Raw genomic sequence first — 16,784 nt, forward strand, 5'->3', positions numbered from 1 at the left:
TGGGCTGCGCCGCCTCAGCGCAGACCGCTGTCCAGCCTCTGCCGGAACAGGAGGAAGGACGTTTGCCGGTACCGGTTGTAAACATAGACCGGAAGGCTACTCAGGGCGAAGATTACGAGGGACAGGGCAGTGAGCCCTGTCTCGCCGTACATGGCATCCACCCGCCAGGCCACGGGTCTGAACAGATAGATGACCAGCACGTGCAGGGAAAATATCTGCAGCGAATGCCGACCGATATATTCGACATACGGCACGAAGAAATCGCGGGGCACGTTCTGGAGCATCTGGCGGAGCAGCACCATGAGAAAACAGAAGTTCAGCAAGCGATGTATCGGCAGCTTGCTCCTGTCGACCAGCAGCAGGTGATTGACCGCCAGATCGGAATGCCTGAAGGCGAAAAATGCAAGGCAGCACACTGCAACGGTAGCCAGCAGCATCTTATTGGCGCACAGCCTGTCCAGCCACTGGGCGGATGTGCCGAGGCAGAGACCAAGGGTGAACAGAAACTGCCATGAGATCAGGTTGAAGAAGCCGGTACCATACTGGGCGCCAAAGGAACTGGCAATGAGCTGCATCGGATCAACAAACTGACCGGCAACCCAGAGACCGAAACTGACGGCCAGGACCGAAATCGCTCCCACCCGGCGCACCAGAAGAAGCAGCGCGGGGCACAACAGCAGCAACCAGGCATAGAGCGGTAGGATATCGAGATAATCACCCTGGTGGAGGAGCACCAGATCGAGCAGGACCGTTTTCAGCGGGGCCACATCGTAGGGGTGCAGAAGTTCCATCCACGACCGTTGGTACGGTGGAATCAGCTGCGCCAGCAGGGGCAGCAGCAGCGCCACGGCAATGTGATACCGGTAGATGAGGAAGCTTCTCCTGAAGGTCTTTGTCAGCAACTGCCTGGTGTTGTCCAGGTATCGGCCATAGACCTTGGCGCAGACGAATCCCGACAGGAAGACGAATCCTTCCGCAGCCGAGACATACCCCAAGGTCTGTGCCGTGGCCAGCTTCAGGTAGCCCCCCACGTGGTCGATGATCATGATCGCCACCAGCAGGCCACGAATGGTATCAATTCTCCGGTCTCGCTCCATGGTCAGCAGGCTCCCGCCATGCCGCCCGGCAACGGATGGTTGTCGGCGCACGTCACTGTATCTTTCCGCTCCGCACATCTTCCTGGGCCTTCTGGTAGTCCTCGTGCCGCCCCACATCGAGCCAGTACTCCATGATGGGGAAGCTGACCACGGAACGGCCCTCGTCCAGCAGCTTCTGGATCAGGTCGGTCATGTCGAAGCGCTCCCCGTCGGGAATCAGGTCGCAGACCGACGGTTCCAGCAGATAGATTCCCGCGTTGATGAAGAACGTGAGGGAGGGCTTTTCCTTCAGCCCCGTAATCCTGACGTCGTCACACTCCACCACGCCGAAGGGGACCTGAACCTCGTATTTCCTGACCCCCACGGTGATCTCGGCGCCGTTTTTGCGGTGGTAGGCGAACATTTCCTGAAACGGAACACCGGTGAGGATGTCGCCGTTCATCACGAGGAAGGGACCGCTCGCCTTTTTCATCAGCTTGAGCCCGCCGGCGGTGCCCAGGGGATGGTCTTCCTTAAGGTAGTTCAGCTTCACGCCGAACGAATCGCCGTCGCCGAAATGCTCCACGATGCTGTCGGGCAGGTAGTGGGTGGTCAGGTTGACCTCCCTGATGCCCGACCGGCGGAGCTGGTCGATGGTCCGCTCCAGCAGGGGCCGGTCACCCACCGGGAGCATCGGCTTGGGAACCTGCTCGGTGAGGGGGAGCAACCGCTTACCGTACCCTCCCGCCATGACGACCGCCGACAGGTTGAGCTGGTCATCGGCAATGAGATCCCTGCGGAGCAGAAAGTCGACGACCCGCCCCGTGTCGTCCACCACCGGCAGATGGTTGATATCGTGCTGGTTCATCAGCTGGAGGGCCTGGGCTGCCGAAAACGAAGGATCAACCGTCACGGGCCTGCGGCTGGCGATATCCTGGCAAGGGGTATTGAGCGAGATGCCGCGGAGCACGGCCCGGCGGATGTCACCATCGGTCAGGAGACCGTGGAGCCGGTCCTCTTCCCCGCAGAGCACCAGCGCGCCGGTCCCTGCCCTGTCCAGTTGAGCTATGGCCTCAGCAATGGAAGCAGAACAGAGAATGACGACGCTGTCGAGCCGGCGTCTGGCCCGGGCGGCCAATTCGTCCTCGGCAACCAGGTCGCGGCGCAACAGGAAATCAACCACTCTCCCCTCGGCGTCCAGCACCGGCAGGTGGTTGATGTCGTGATGGTTCATGAGCCGGAGGGCTTCGATCGGCAGCAGCGGAACGAATGTGATTACCGGCTTCCGGTTGGCGATGTCGCCGCACGGCGCGCTCATGTCGACCGCCTTGAGCAAGGCGCGGCGCACGTCACCGTCGGTCAGGAGGCCGTAGAGCTTTCTGTCCGCCGAGCAGACCACGAGGGAGCCGGTACCTGCCCTGTCCAGCTGGGCGATGGCCTCGGCAATGGCGACGTCGGGAGAAATGACGACCTGTTCGAGAATGGTTTTAGTAACGGAGGTCATGGCTCACTCCTGGTGGCTGGCGGATGATGTTCCATTCCAGTGGCGTCTGGTAACCGTACCGGTCGTCGTTTCCAGAACGGCCACGGTCGTAGTGCCCGCAGCGTTGTTGGCGGCGACCCCGACGGCGCTCAGGGCGTTCAGGGGGAACGTTTCCTCGTCGAACACATACTGCCAGCGGTGGAAAGGTATCTCGATGTCGAAGTTGTCATAGTGGTACGTTCCGGCCGCTGTTTTGATAGCAAGCCAGGGTTGCGGGCCGAAGGTCGGCGTATCGGAGCGGACCTCCAGCACGTGGGCCGAATCGCTGATAGCGGTCAGGGTAAGGTCCAGCTCGCAGGGCGGCGGCAGGGGCAGGCCGAGCGCGCCACGCATGGCCTCCAGTGCCTCGGCGAACCGGAACGGAACATCCGGGAACTCGGCGGCAACGCGGCCGAGCAGCTGCAGCACGCCTTCAATGTCCGGCCGCATGTCGCGGAAATCATGATTGGTGAAGGAAAGCACCACGGGCTTGCCGTCCCGGGCCTCACGGAAGGCCTGGCGCACATCGTTTTCGGTCATGAGCCTGAACCGCGTGCCCACATTGAGGCAACGCGCCACCCAGCGGCGGCAGGTGCCGGGCACCTGGTAATCATCGGGCGCGGGATGGAACGGCTGCCAATTCACCGGCGACCGGCGCCAGTCGCCGAATCGTCCCCCCTTGAGGCCGAACTGGGCCCTGTCGTCATCGGTCGGGACCATGGCCTGGCTGGAAAAGTCAAAGGGGATGAACTGCTCCAGGAACCAGTGACTGTCCGGCCGGATCACGTGGAACCCGGGCCGGTGGGCAGACGGGAACCAGTTCCGGTCAATGACCCGTCGCGACAGGATTTGGGGCAGGCTGTCCGAATTGGCCCACCAGTGGGTGGCGCAGCGATGGGCCTCCCGGCTGAAGGGGTGGGGATGGTAGTGAAAATGGAGCCCGTCCCGGGTTGACGCCGTTTCCCGCATGAGCTGCCGGTAGTGATCAAAGACGTTGTGGTATCCCATGTCCCGCCGGCGGGGATTGTAATCGTAATCCACGTGGTCGACGCAGAACCAGTTGTAGACCCATCCACCGCCGAAGGAGTCGCGCACCCGCATGCGGAACTCGTCCGAGAGGCATTCCGCCAGCATGGCATCCACCTTGTCCCAGGTATCGTTGTAGGCAAGGAGATGAGGGTCCACCACCTTCATCACAGCCGACTCGATCCCTCCCAGGTCCACCTCGCCGGTCTGCAGACGGCGCAGCAGGGCGGAGCTCGGCTCCAGATCGAGCTTGAAGATCGATTTCAGACGATCGAAGGTGGCCTCGGTCGATTCGTGCAGAGGTCCTTCGGTATCGATGCAATGAACGACATACACGGTTTCAGACATCAAGCTCACCTCTGACATTCATGCGGCACATGCCGCCCATTCCTTGCTCTGGCCGCAGCGGACCCATCACACCAGATCCTCCCAGCGGATAACATCATCTTCCTGCATGTCCCGAGCCAGCTTGCGGCCGAGGGCATAGTTCATCTCGGCGGGGGAAATGCCGGTGCCGGGACGCTTGGCGTCCAGATCGGCTTCGACGAGGACATGGCCTTGGGGAAGGGCACGGCGGGTTACCAGGCTCCGCCTGAATTTCTTGCGTTTCTCCATCTCGGCTTCGGTAACGATTCTCTTGCCGCCGCCGAGCGCTATCTGGATGTTTCTTCCCTCCTCCACGATGGTCCGCAACTCGGCCGGCGTGGCGGAGATGGCGTGATCCCATCCCTCCATATCCTGGTCGAGGGTGAAGTGCTTCTCGATAACACAGGCTCCCAGGGCGATGGCCGCGAGGGGGATGGCCGTACCCATGGTGTGATCGCTGAACCCGACCGGGACATCAAACGCCTGCTGAAGCGTGGCCATGTTGCGTAGATGGATCATCTCGTAGTCGGGCGGATAGATTGATACACAGTGCAGCAGCACGATCTGATCGTTACCTTCGGCCCGCACCGTCTCGACGGCCGCCTCGATTTCCGCCAGGGTTGCCATACCGGTCGAGATCAGCATCGGCCGCTGCTTGCGCGCCACGTACTTCAGAAACGGCAGGTGAACGATATCCATTGATGCAATCTTGTAGAACGGCACGTCAAGCGATTCCAGCAGATCGGTCTCTTCCGGCGAAAAGGGGGTTGAGCAAAAGGCTATCCCACGCTCCAGGCAGTAGGCATGGGCTTCCTTATGCTGCTCTGCCGTGAACTGATAGGCTTTCACCATGTCCCACAGAGAGCCGAAATGACGCTTTTTGTCGGAGTACTCTGTGTTACGCTCATATTCCTCCCGGGCGATGAGCGACTTTTCCGTCCACGACTGGAACTTCACGGCATGAGCGCCGGCCTCGGCCGCGGCATCGATCAGCTGACGGCAGAGGTTCATGTCTCCGTTATGGTTGGAACCGATCTCGGCAATTACATAGGGGTGAGTATCCGTCCCAACCGGCACATCTCCGAATTTCACGCTTTTCATTGTGTCTCCTTTTCATGCGTCCACAGGTCCTGCAACGCGGGATAAGCAACAGTTGACCACCAGAGCGGCGCCGGCTCAAGCTCGTTCAGGGCCTGGACATACTGCTCGAGCCTCGGCGGCTGGAGAACGACGCGGTGATAGAATTGTTCGACGTCGCGGGCCACCTGCTCCACGGCGGCACGACGGTCGGCCAGGACGCCTTCCGGCAGCGTGTCCAGAAGGAGCTGGAAGTGATGCCTCACCCGCCCGCAGTCGCTGATCACCTGCGGCAGGCCGAAGGGAGGTCTGACCCGCGCCATGTTGGCGCCGTGCTGCCGATAATCCATCCGGATCACGTTGTCGAAGTCCAGCCGGGCTCCCAGCAGCCATGCCCGCGTTGCCAGGTACCAGTCCACGAGCGCCACGTCGGACGGTATGGGCAGGCAGCGGCGCAGCAGATCAGACCGGAAGGCCGTGTTGGACAGTCCGAAAACGTTGTTCCTGGGCAGCACGTCGGCGGGACCGGCCCCGGGCGGCAGCCCGAACACGAGCCCCAGGTCGCCCCCTTCCTGATTCACCAGGCGCAGGGCGCAACCGACAAGGTCGCTTGACCGGAGGGCAAGGCGAGCCGAGGCGACCCGGCTGGGATGAAGGATGTCGTCGCTGTCCACCAGCACTACACCGTCAACCACGTCCACCAGGCGCTCAAAGACCCGCTGTCTGACCTGCGCAGGGGTGTCGCCGGGGGCAGCCGGCACCCACGTGGCACCAGGATCTCCACCCATGGCGTCGATGGCGGCCTCCACGGTCAGGGAATCGAGCCCGATCCAGAGCACAACGTCACGGTCGCTCTGCTCCCGCACGGAGCGGTACCAGTCGGGCAGGAAGGGCTCCACGCCGGGATAAATGGTTGTGTACAGCGCCAGAGTCTTAATGGGTCTTCCCTCGCTCATCGGGCCCCGCGGCAGCGGGCAGGTTCAGCGCCGGCCCGCGCTGTCGAGACGAAACAGGATTTCCGCCATATCCCAGTCGTCATAGGTATCGATATCCAGTCCCCGTTGCCAGGGTATTTCCCATCCCGTCTTCTCCGGGATGTGGTAGGTCCCCTCCCGGCGCAGGACGTCGGCTTTCGCCCACCAGATGGCGCCGGTCGGGCAGAAGAGTTCGGGCAGGTCCTGGCTGCGCTGGGTCATGGCCTCCCGGAAGAGTGGATCGAGCCGGAACGAGTCGTCCCGGCGCATGGCCCACCAGGGGTTCTGCCAGCCGTAGCGCACCACGGACAACTGTGAATCAGCGCCGGACTCCAGGAACTGACGATGACTGTCACGCACGTCGGCTGCGGTCTTGAGGGGACAGTTGGGCATCATCTGGCACACAAAGCCGTAGCTGGAGCCGTCGGGGTCGAGTTTTACCAGCATGTCCACCGTCGCTGCCGAGACGGGTGTAATATCGTCCGCCAGGGATGCCTCCCGCAGGAACGGGACCTCCGCCCCGTGCCGTTGGGCCACCTCAGCGATTTCCGGGCAGTCGGTGCTGACCACGATCCGCTCGAACAATCCGCTGTCGGCTGCAGCCTCGACGGTGTATGCAATCAGGGGCTTGCCCATGAGCGGTTTGATGTTTTTCCCGGGAACCCGCTTGGAGCCTCCCCGCGCCGGAATCACCGCGATACATGCGTCAGGCATCAGTGTGCCCCCTCCCCGTTCTCATTTAATCCTCCTGGCCGGGCTCCCCACATAGGTACCCGGAACCGTTATATCCTTCACCACCGTGGAGCCGGCGCCGATCATGCAGTCTTCGCAGATGGAGACGGACTGGATAACCGTAGCCCCGGTACCGATCATGGTGTTGCGCCCAACAACGACCCCTCCGCTGAGGGTTACCCCCGGTGCGATATGGACGTTGTCGCCGAGCCGGCAGTCGTGCTCGACCGTGCTGTTCGTGTTGAGGATGCAGGCACGGCCGGTCTCCGTGCCGCTGTTGACCACGACGCCGTCAAAGACGACCGTACCCGCCCCGAGCGTTACCTCTTCGTTGATCATCGCGTGCGGCGACACGATGACCGGGAAGTCGAAGCCGAGTCCGGCGATGTCGTCCTGCAGGGTGAGTCTCAACTGCGACGCGTCGACCTTTCCGATGCCGATGATGGCGCCGCAGGCCGGATGCGCCCCGAGAACGCCCGGCAGAACACCGTCGCCGCCCAGCCAGGGGATGCCGAGGACCGGCCCCCGGTCCTGGCGGTCGGTATAGCCTGCCACCTGGTAGCCGGCCTTTTTCAGCACGCTGATGACGACCTTGGCGTGCCCGCCGCCCCCTACCACGACAATGCTAGCCATGGCGCAGCCTGTCGGCGACGAAGTCGATGTCGCGTTCGCTCAGGTTGGCGCTGCACGGAATGCTCAGGGTCGTCTCCAGCATCTGGAACGCCTTTTCTATGCGATAGTTCCGGCAGTCGCGGAAGGGGACCTGCAGATGGTTCAGGTACCAGACCGGACGGGTCTGGACTCCCTCCCCTTTCAGATATTCCATCAACTGCTCACGGTCCTTGCCATAGACGGCCGGATCTATCTGCAGCGCGTACATCCAGTGGTTGTTGCGGGCATAGGCGGGGCTTTCCGCCAGGATGAGCCCGTCGATGCGGTCGATCCTCTCCTTGTAGGCGAGGTAATTGGCGCGTTTCGCCTCAAGGAACTCGGGGAGCAGTTCCAGTTGGGCCACGCCGATGGCCGCCTGAACGTTGGTCAGGCGAAAGTTGTAGCCCACTTCATTGTGGACGTACCTGACCTCGTCATCCTTTGCCTGGGTGGTGAGGTACCTGGCCCGCTCGGCGTATTCGGGGACATCGGTGACGATCATCCCGCCGCCGCCGGTGGTGATGATTTTATTGCCGTTGAACGAGAAGCACCCCATGTCACCCACGGTACCCGTGTGCTTCCCGTCCAGCTCGCCGGAGCTGTAGACGGTGCCGAGGCTTTCGGTCGAATCCTCCACCACCTTGATGTTGCGCTCCCGGCAAAGGGCCACGAGCTCGCTCATCCCGGCGGCATTGCCGAAGACGTGGACCGGCACGATCGCGGCAATCCGCCGTCCCGTGGCCCGGCTCCAGGTACTGCCGTTCCTGAACTCGGTCTCCTGTTCGAGAAACTCGGCCGTCTTGCGGACGTCGATGTTGTAGTACTCGTCGCAGTCCATGAACACGGGCTCGGCGCCCAGGTATGTGACGGCATTGACCGTGGCGATGAAGGTCAGTGTCGGCACGATGACCTCATCACCGGCGCAGACTCCCACGATCCTGAGAGCCACCTGGAGAGCCGCCGTTCCGTTCACGCAGGCCACGGCGTGGCGGGAGCCGACGAACGCGGCGAAATTCTTCTCGAACGTTTCAACATACTTACCCGCAGTCGAAACCCATTCCGTATCCAGACATTCCTTCACGTACTTCCATTCGTTGCCCTTCAGGCACGGTACTGAGAGCGGTATCATGGCAATTCCTCAGATGTTTTGATAAGCCTTCGAATAGGGTTCGGAAATAATCCCGTCCTTGAGAATCCGGTAAATCTCGCGAATCCCGTCGGGCACGGTTCTGGTGATTTCAAATCCCAGCTCGTTCCTGATCTTTGAAAAATCCACCCGGTAGTCGCGCGGGTCTTCCGACCTGCTGACGTAGCGGATTTTCGCGTCGGGAATGACCTTCAGCAGCTCCTCGGCAATCATCGCCTTCTGGTAGTTCTCACGCGTATCGCCCACGCCGAACACGTTATGATCGACAGCCGCGGGATCGCTTTCGAGAACGTGGACGCATCCCCTGGCCAGGTCCTCTACGTGGCAGTAGGGACGCCAGAACTGCTCGCCGAAAATTTCGAGCTCTTTGCCGAGGGCCACCTCTCTGGTGAATTCATTGACCGTGAGGTCGAAACGAAGCCGGGGAGAAAGCCCGTAAACGGTTGCAAAACGAAGCGCACTAGGAATGAAATCCGGCCGGGTCTTGCTTTGCAGCAGATACTGCTCGAATTTGACCTTGAGTTCTGCATAGAGCGACACGGGCTTCAGGGGAGACTCCTCATTGAGGTATCCCTCTCCCGGCATTTTCCCGTAATTGCTGCAGGTGGACGCAAAGATGAATCGCTTGATGCCCTGGGTTTCACAGCACAGGTCGTACAGCTTCCGGGCACCGTGCCAGTTGATGTCTGTAGCCAGTTCCGGCTGTTTGGCACAGGCCGGGTCCCCGACAATCGCCGCAAGGTGGACAACGGCCCCCACTCCTTCCAGCGCATTCCTGAGGTCCTCATCATTACGGATGTCGCCTTTGACGAATTCGAATCCGGGATGATTGTAGACCCCGATCAGGGCCTCACCGCCGAAGGAAAGGTTGTCGAAACCCTTCACCCGATACCCCTTACCAAGAAGGATCCGCACCAGAACCGAACCGATATACCCTGCAGCCCCTGTTACCAACACACGTTCATGCATGCTTGATGTCTCCATCATCAGTTGAAGTGCCGGCGAAAACTTCACGCCGAGTGCCCGCCGGCTGACCATGTCGCCAGCCGGTCGTAAATGCCTTGATACTTCTGAGCCATCGCAATGGCCGAATAGTTTGCCTCAAGCCTTTGTCTGGCGACCGCGGCCATGTCCCGCGCCCCCGCCTCGTCGGCGATGATGTGCTTGATGCCAGTCGCCAGATCCCCGGCAGAGGGAGCGGGCACCAGAACCCCCGCTTCACCCTCCTGCAGCACTTCGGGCACGCCCCCTACCCGTGTGGCGACAATCGGGACCCCGGCCAGCATGGCTTCAAGTATGACCATGGGAAGCCCTTCGGTCAGCGACGAGAGCACAAACGCCCGGAACAGGGGCAGGTAGCGATTGGCGTCCGGCACATATCCCGGCAGCAGCACCCTTTCTGTCAGCCCCAGTTCCCGGATCTTCGCCTCCAGGGCGTCCCGCTCGACTCCCTCCCCGAGGAGTGCCAGCCGGACTCCGGGATTCGTCTCCGCCACCTCCCTGACCGCGTCCAGCAGGATATCGAACCCCTTTTCCGGTGACAGACGGCCTATTGCGCCCAGGGTGATGCCTCCCCGGCAGAACTCTACGATCCGGGGGTCGAGGGGCACCGCGGGCCGCTCGGCCTCTCCGGCGAGCGGGATGCCGTTAGGCACCACGTGAATGCCGGGAAGGTCGATCTTCCGGCGCATGGCGTCGTTCACCATCACCACCGCATCCACAAAGCGCAGGCTCAGCCGGTCGAGCCATTCGTAGAGGCCCATCCGGTCCATCCCGCCGGTCCAGGTCCAGCCATGAAGAGTGGTGACCATTGGCAGTCGGCGGAGCGCCCGCGGCATGAAGCCGAACAGGATGTTCCCCTTGTAGCCATGGGAATGGAGCACGTCGCATTGCTCACGCCACGCAAACCGAAGCACGCTGAAGGCGCCGGCAACATTCGGCCCCGGTCTCATGCGAAACCTCTCCACCCGCAGCCCCCGGCGTACTGCCTCCTTTTCCAGCGGTTTTTCGTCGTAGAGGGGATCGCCGATGCTGGCGATGATCGGTTCAAGCCCCATGGCGGCCTGCTCGGCAGCGAGATTGAGGAGCATGACTTCGGCTCCGTACAGGCCACCGCTGTCGATGACGTGCAAAACCTTCATGCTACCCCTTCCGCGGCGTCCAGATGACCTGTTTCTCCCCCCTGAGGAACTTGCCGAAGGCGTGGGCGGCGGCAAGGTTCAGCAGGAAAAAGTAGCGGGCCAGGGTGCAGAGACGGCACCCCTTGCCGGTCCGCTCCAGGTAGGGCATGGTCACCGCCGCGAGATAGCCGGCGCTCTGGAGGAGAAACAGGGCCACGTACCCGGTTCCCTTGCCCAGCAGGGCCAGGTTGGAAACATAGGCGGCCACGAGGAACAGAAAACAGAGGTAGCGCAGGGCCTTGTGCGACCAGAGCTGCCAGGCGAAAAGGGGATCGTGCCACGGGGCCAGGAGCTTTCTCATGTCGAACAGGGCCCAGAAAGCCCGCAACGAAACGCGGACCCGCATCCGGTACTCGTCGCCGGCCTCCTTGAGAGACGGCTCCCACAGGAGCGCTTCGGGTTCGTACACGACACGGTACCCCTGCTCGACGACCTTGAGCGGCTGGACAAAATCCGGGAGCTGGTCGGCATTCATGGGGCGGTAGAGCCGCTTGCGCATGGCGTCGACCCCGCCGTCCACCCCGACCACCGATCCAATGCGGCTCTCGATGACGCGTAAATAGTTCTCATAGCGCATGTAGGTGCTGCACCCCTCGCCGATGGTGGTACCATCCGGATTGGCATAAACCATCCGGCCGGTCACGTAGCCCACCTCCTCGTCGGCAAAGTTCGCCACTAGGTGGCGCAGGGCCGACGGGGCATAGAGGGAGTTCGCATCGGAAAAGACGATAATCTCGCCACGCGCCCGGGGAATTGCCAGGTTGAGGCCGCTCGTTTTGCCGGCGCGGGGCTCCTGGCGGATCAGCCTGACGTTCCGCACGGCATACATGCCGACAATCTCGTCGGTCCGGTCGGTGGAACCATCGGAAACCACGATGATTTCGAGGCGGTCCTGGGGATAGTCCAGTGCCAGCTTGTTCTCAATGGTGGCGCCGATGACGTCTTCCTCGTTGTATGCGGCAATGACGATGGTGACCATGGGCTCGATGGAGCCCTTGCGAACCGGACGTCTCGCCACCAGGCCGAGCGCTGCGGCCAGCACCGGGTATCCCCCATACACGTAGAACACCATGAAGAGCGATATGAGCAGCACCAGTTCAATCATTATCTCGTCTCCAACGGGCCGGCCCCAGCCGCGTAGCGGTGGAAGGCGGGATAAAACGCCTCGACGAAATGCGTGATACGCTCCACGGTACGGGCGGTCGAATCACCGGCGACCGGCGTACTGATCCGCACGAAGGCGTTATTCTCACCTGAGCCGAACAGGCGGTCCTGAACCATGTGAACCTTCTGGGTCAGGGTGGTGGCGGCGGTCTTGCCGTTCGTCTGGAACCAGTAGACGATCTGTTCCCGTTGGCCATCGCGCTCAACGATCATGGACGAGTAATTCACCCGGAGTCCGGGAGAGCCGGCCAAGTGGAGTTCCCCCTTACTGCGCCCCGCGATGCGCCACCCCTGCCCGTTGAAGCAGACGAGGGGATCGTGGGCGGCCCCCACTTTCCCGGCAGTATGGTAATAGCCGATGTAGAGGGTCACCACGGCTCCGTCACGGATGAAACTGCGGTAAAGATAGTCGTCGAGCCTGAGTTCTTCGACAACACGGGGTTCCAGAGGCTGATTGCCCAGCGAGTTCCAGCCTGTCACGCGTTCGAATTCAGTGCGTAACGGTGCGCCCGAACCGTTCGCCGTTACTGCCTGGGAACGGCCATGGATCAAAAACGCCGTAACCGCGAGCAGAACGCAGACGGCAACCAGTTTCGTGCAACTCACCGATCGCATAGCGACAACCCCTTCCGGATCAGCAGAAACAGGCCGAACGACACTACGAACAGGGCCAGTCCAAGGACGGTATGGGCGGTCCCCTTGGCAAGATCGATGTTCAGATAATGAAACGCGACGATAAGCACGAATACCCGCAGAATGTTCACGGCAACGGCAATGGGAATGCCGGTCGCGAACAGGATGATCCGCAGGAAATTCGACGTGAGAGAAAAGTAGCCAAGAACGGCACCGATGGTCAGTAGCGCCATGATGGAGCGGAGACCGCTGCAGGCCTGCACGACCTCGAATGTCCCCCGGGCAAGGTGAATGACATTGCCCTCGCGATACACCGGGATGCCCGTTGCCGCGGCCATCCCCACGGCCAATTTGCTCACGATGAGCTGAAGCGGAATGGTAAGGGCCGCATAGATCTGCGCGGGGATCGGAATCATGAACAGGAGCAGTGTCAAGGGGAACAGGGCCTGGCAATAGACGCGGAAACCGAACAGGTACACAACCGTGCCCCACAGAAATCCAACCATGGACAGGGCGGCCAGGGTCGCGATGCCGGCGACATGGGCGAACAGATAGACCGCGAGAGACAGAACCACCAACACCAGCCCGCCCAGGGAACCGGCGGAACCGGGGCGGGAGAATATCTCCCGTTTCTGCCAGAGGATAAAGGCCGACAGCGGAGCGATCAGAAATCCGTGGGAATAGTCCTCGGAGCCGGACCATGCCTGCACCAGTCCGGTTATCACCGGCAGAAACGCCGCCACAAAGGCGCAGCAGAACAGGGCAAGCAGTCCGAGCCTGGCCCCGGCGCTTTTACCACCCATGGATATGTTCCCGTTCCTGGTCATCTCGTTCGTATTCATGGTTCAACCGTCCCTGTGGCCAGAAGGTCCATCACGGGGGTAAAGCGGAATTCTCCCAGCAGTCGGCGGAAGCGCTCTTCGGTCCGGTGCAGGTTCAGGTAATGCCGAAACCGGCTCTTGGCCGGAGCACCGGCCATTCTGGGCTGGTCGGGGTCCATCTCCCAGGGATGGAGATAGAAGATGAACGACCGTTTCTCCCGCCGGTTGATGCGCCGCAGCCCCCACCGGGTGAAGGCATAGGGGAAAAAGCGGAAATAGCCGCCCCCGGCAATGGGAATGTTCCTGCCGCCGAGGGTAAGGGTGGTTATCGGCATTTCAAGGATGGACGGCATCTGGCCGGTGATGCCGTCTTCACTGTCAGGGGCAGTTGTGGACGGCTCCCACCCACCGTTCCCCTTCACGACCCGAAAGGGGTGGCTCGGCCAGTCAGGGATGCCGTAGAGGTCATGGCGGACGGGAAAGACGCTGGAGTCGTAACGGTAACCGGCGTCGAGCAGTTCGTCGAAGGCCCAGAGCACGTGCCGTGAGATCGAATAGCTTGGCGCGCGATAGCCGTAGACGGGACTGCCGGTAAGGTTCTCGATCAGTGACTTGCTTCTGCGGACGTCGGCCCGGAATTCCTGCCTGGTCTGGGTAGAAACCCGGCGGTGGCCATAGCCGTGGCTGGCAACCTCGTGGCCCCGTCGTGCTATCTCTTTCACCAGTTCCGGCGCGCGTTCCGCCACCCAGCCGAGGACGAAGAACGTGGCCTTGACGCCCCCGGCATCGAGCATGTCGAGGATACGGGACGTATTCCTCACCACCCGAAGGGGAAAGCGGTCCCACTGCTCCGGAGGAGAACATTCTTCAAAGGCGCTTACCTGGAAGTAATCCTCCACATCTATGGAGAGCGCGTTACGCACTAGAAGACCTTCCTGATCTCCACCATAGCCCGGTTGACGGTGTAGTTGTCTGCTACGATCCGGGGGGAGTGGTAATCGATGTAGCGGTAGGTGAGCCCCAGGGAGAACCCTTCGCCCAGTTCGTAGCGAAGGCCTGCATCCACGAAGAATTTGCGGGTATAGGCATCCAGCAGGTTCTGTTCGTAACGTTCGGCGGCAAAGCCGAGGGTGCCGATAAGACGCTGAGTGAGTTCATGGTGCAGGGTGAAGCCGCCGCCGTACCGTCTGGTTTCCCGCTCATCGGTTGCGGTATTGACGAAGTCAGAGTAGGAAGCGTTCAGGTTCAGCGCCCCACGCTTCAGGGGCATATCGAATACGGCCGAGTAAAAGGTTTCCTCCGTGGAGGCGCGCAGGGGGTCTTCGCTGTACTGGACGCCGGTGGACAGCGTAACGGTGAAGGAATCAAAGGCATGAGTAAGCCCGGCATTCCAAATGGGATTGGTGAAGGTGTCCCCTCCCCGGTAGGAAATGCGGGAAGCACCGCCGTTGGCGAAAACGAAGCTCTTGTCGGCGTACTCGTAGCGTCCGCCCGCCATGGCCTCGTGGCGGTTCAGGTCCGATTCCGCAGTGTCCTCGATCACGTAGGAATACGTGCCGGTCAGGGAAAGCTGCTTGGTCATCTCATAGCTGAGGTCGGCAAAGGCGCGATGCTCGGTCTTGTCGATGCCGGACGGGTCCTTGTACCAGGTATTGGTATAGCGGTATCCACCCTTGATGGTGTAGTGGGGGATGGTGCTGATGACGAAATAAGGCGAAGCGGTGACGATGTTCTGGTCCGACTGATTGCGGAACAGGCTTTCGTTGCTGGTGTCGCGGGAAACGTCGAGGGAGACACGCTTGTAGGTATCGCTGGCTTCCAGAAAGAGGAACTCGTCGACAATCCGCGCCAGGCCCCGGGCGTCAAGGTTGTGGGTAGTGTCGTCGCTGCGGCTGTTGCGGGCATAGTAGCGGTAGTCGTAATTGTACGCCACGGAGAGGTCCAGGACGGGGGCCTTGTAATCGAGTGAAAGACCCGGAAGCAGGCGGGTAATGAAATCATAGCGCTTCCCCTCGGCCGTTTCGAAGACGTTGTCGGTGAACTCCTCGCTCACGGTTATGTTGGGGGTAACCCGGAAATCAGCGGCATGGGCTGGAAACGGAACGAGCGCGGCGCATGCACAGCAGATGAGAAGCGGGGCTGCCTGTTTCATGGTTCTCTCCCTTGAGGTACTATTCATAGCATTGCACAAGGCACCGTCAGGCACCGAACATCCTCTTCAGCAGCCCTTTGGGAGAGTCCTGCGGCTGGCATTCGCCGGTGGTCCCGACCTCCAGGTTCTGGACCTTTTCGATCCGCCTCCTGATTTCGGAGATATGGCTGTCGGTCTCATCCACGTGGAACCGGAAGGCGTTCTCCAGGGAAGCGACTTTTTCACTCATCTCGTCGAGCACGCCGCGGCTCATGCGGGCAAAATCCCCTTCCAGGGATTCAAGCCGGTCGATTACGGCACGCAGGGTGGCCACAAGCTCGGCGGCCTCGCCGGAACGGGCCGGCGCCGACCGGGTCGCTTCCGGTGCGCGCTCGGAAGCGGCCACCTCCGCCCCCCCCCAGTAATGGTTCTCGAAATCCAGATCCCCGATGATATCGCGGACCATCTCGCCCGGTATCTCGGTTGTCTGCTCGGCAAAGGCGGAAAGGAGGATGAAATCGCAGATGATGTTGACGAGCCGCGGGATGCCCCTGCTGTAACGGTACACGATATCGAGCGCATCGCTTGAAAAGGCGACGGCATTTCGATTACCGGCCCGTTCGAGACGATGGAAGATATAGCCCTCGGTTTCCTCTCGGGACAGGGGACTTATGTGGCAGTTGATGCTGATCCTTTGGCGGAGCTGGAGGAGTTGCGGCAGGGCAAGGACTTCCCGAAGCTCCGGCTGTCCCACGAGAACGATCTGCAGCAGCTTGGTGTCGCTGGTCTCAAGGTTGGAAAGGAGCCGGATGTCTTCCAGAAGATCGGCGGAAAGATTCTGGGCCTCGTCGATGATGAGCACCGGCCGGTTCCCGCGGGCGAACTGCTCGATCAGGTAGTCGTTCAGTTCGTTGAGGAGTGCCACCTTGCCCCTGCCTTCGGCCGGAATGCCGAAATCATGGCAGATCATGGCCAGAAGCTGTTCGGGTTCCACCCGCGTATTGAAGATGCGGGAGATGATTGTCCGCTCATCCTTGAGTTGAATCATGTTGCGAATGAGAGTGGTCTTGCCGGTCCCGATGTCGCCCGTGAGCAGGATGAAGCCGGCCCGTTCGCTGATGCCGTAATCAAGGTACATGAGCGCCCGCTTGTGGGATTTGCTCGGAAAGATGAAGTCGGGGTTCGGGAGCAGTTCGAACGGTTTGGTTGTCAGGTTGAAATAGGCCTCGTACATGTTTCTCGCTTTCACTCACGGCCGGCGCTGCGCCATCTCACGTCCCGCTG

At 61.3% G+C, this 16,784-nt stretch carries 16 protein-coding genes; all 16 read right to left on the reverse strand.

Annotated elements, in window-relative coordinates:
* Positions 1–14 precede the first annotated feature (14 nt).
* Positions 15–1,097: an OpgC domain-containing protein gene (gene opgC, locus AABA48_RS07225; protein ID WP_286352375.1), complete on the reverse strand. Its 1,083-nt coding sequence runs from the start codon at positions 1,095–1,097 to the stop codon at positions 15–17.
* Positions 1,098–1,149: 52 nt separating this feature from the next.
* Positions 1,150–2,580 carry a nucleotidyltransferase family protein gene (locus AABA48_RS07230; protein ID WP_286352374.1) on the reverse strand — a complete coding sequence of 477 codons (1,431 nt, stop codon included), beginning with the start codon at positions 2,578–2,580 and terminating at the stop codon, positions 1,150–1,152.
* 3 nt (positions 2,581–2,583) lie between these two features.
* Positions 2,584–3,972 (reverse strand): hypothetical protein, encoded by a 1,389-nt coding sequence (locus AABA48_RS07235; RefSeq protein ID WP_338271241.1) that lies wholly within the window; start codon positions 3,970–3,972, stop codon positions 2,584–2,586.
* A 66-nt stretch (positions 3,973–4,038) separates the two neighbouring features.
* A complete protein-coding gene (locus AABA48_RS07240) occupies positions 4,039–5,091 on the reverse strand; it encodes an N-acetylneuraminate synthase family protein (RefSeq protein ID WP_119332856.1) in 1,053 nt (350 codons plus the stop codon).
* Positions 5,088–6,023 (reverse strand): hypothetical protein, encoded by a 936-nt coding sequence (locus tag AABA48_RS07245; RefSeq protein WP_338271242.1) that lies wholly within the window; start codon positions 6,021–6,023, stop codon positions 5,088–5,090. The genes AABA48_RS07240 and AABA48_RS07245 overlap by 4 nt, the downstream gene beginning before the upstream one ends.
* A gap of 24 nt (positions 6,024–6,047) precedes the next feature.
* Positions 6,048–6,755 (reverse strand): acylneuraminate cytidylyltransferase family protein, encoded by a 708-nt coding sequence (locus AABA48_RS07250; protein WP_338271243.1) that lies wholly within the window; start codon positions 6,753–6,755, stop codon positions 6,048–6,050.
* Positions 6,756–6,776: 21 nt separating this feature from the next.
* Entirely contained in the window at positions 6,777–7,406 is a 630-nt protein-coding gene (locus tag AABA48_RS07255; protein ID WP_286352370.1) for an acetyltransferase, read from the reverse strand.
* On the reverse strand, positions 7,399–8,553 hold the full coding sequence (locus AABA48_RS07260) for a LegC family aminotransferase (RefSeq protein ID WP_338271244.1): 1,155 nt from the start codon (positions 8,551–8,553) through the stop codon (positions 7,399–7,401). Before AABA48_RS07260 ends, AABA48_RS07255 begins: the two co-directional genes overlap by 8 nt.
* 9 nt (positions 8,554–8,562) lie before the next feature.
* Complete coding sequence (locus tag AABA48_RS07265) at positions 8,563–9,540, reverse strand: NAD-dependent epimerase/dehydratase family protein (protein ID WP_338271245.1); 978 nt, start codon at positions 9,538–9,540, stop codon at positions 8,563–8,565.
* Positions 9,541–9,581: 41 nt separating this feature from the next.
* Positions 9,582–10,712, reverse strand: coding sequence for a glycosyltransferase (locus AABA48_RS07270; RefSeq protein WP_338271246.1), 1,131 nt, complete (start codon positions 10,710–10,712; stop codon positions 9,582–9,584).
* Between the two features lies 1 nt (position 10,713).
* Positions 10,714–11,856: a glycosyltransferase family 2 protein gene (locus AABA48_RS07275; RefSeq protein ID WP_338271247.1), complete on the reverse strand. Its 1,143-nt coding sequence runs from the start codon at positions 11,854–11,856 to the stop codon at positions 10,714–10,716.
* Entirely contained in the window at positions 11,856–12,530 is a 675-nt protein-coding gene (locus tag AABA48_RS07280; protein ID WP_338271249.1) for an exosortase C-terminal domain/associated protein EpsI, read from the reverse strand. The genes AABA48_RS07275 and AABA48_RS07280 overlap by 1 nt, the downstream gene beginning before the upstream one ends.
* Positions 12,518–13,390 (reverse strand): exosortase, encoded by an 873-nt coding sequence (gene xrt / locus AABA48_RS07285; RefSeq protein WP_338271250.1) that lies wholly within the window; start codon positions 13,388–13,390, stop codon positions 12,518–12,520. The genes AABA48_RS07280 and xrt overlap by 13 nt, the downstream gene beginning before the upstream one ends.
* The gene (locus AABA48_RS07290) at positions 13,387–14,292 is read right to left on the reverse strand and encodes an XrtA system polysaccharide deacetylase (protein ID WP_286352363.1); all 906 of its coding nucleotides are present in this window, start codon (positions 14,290–14,292) and stop codon (positions 13,387–13,389) included. The genes xrt and AABA48_RS07290 overlap by 4 nt, the downstream gene beginning before the upstream one ends.
* Positions 14,292–15,521: a TIGR03016 family PEP-CTERM system-associated outer membrane protein gene (locus AABA48_RS07295; protein WP_324309898.1), complete on the reverse strand. Its 1,230-nt coding sequence runs from the start codon at positions 15,519–15,521 to the stop codon at positions 14,292–14,294. The genes AABA48_RS07290 and AABA48_RS07295 overlap by 1 nt, the downstream gene beginning before the upstream one ends.
* 46 nt (positions 15,522–15,567) lie before the next feature.
* Positions 15,568–16,734 carry an XrtA/PEP-CTERM system-associated ATPase gene (locus tag AABA48_RS07300; protein ID WP_286352361.1) on the reverse strand — a complete coding sequence of 389 codons (1,167 nt, stop codon included), beginning with the start codon at positions 16,732–16,734 and terminating at the stop codon, positions 15,568–15,570.
* Positions 16,735–16,784 lie beyond the last annotated feature (50 nt).

It is taken from the genome of Geobacter sp. 60473 (genome assembly GCF_036323535.1).
In the GTDB taxonomy this organism is placed as follows: Bacteria; Desulfobacterota; Desulfuromonadia; order Geobacterales; family Geobacteraceae; genus Geobacter; species Geobacter sulfurreducens.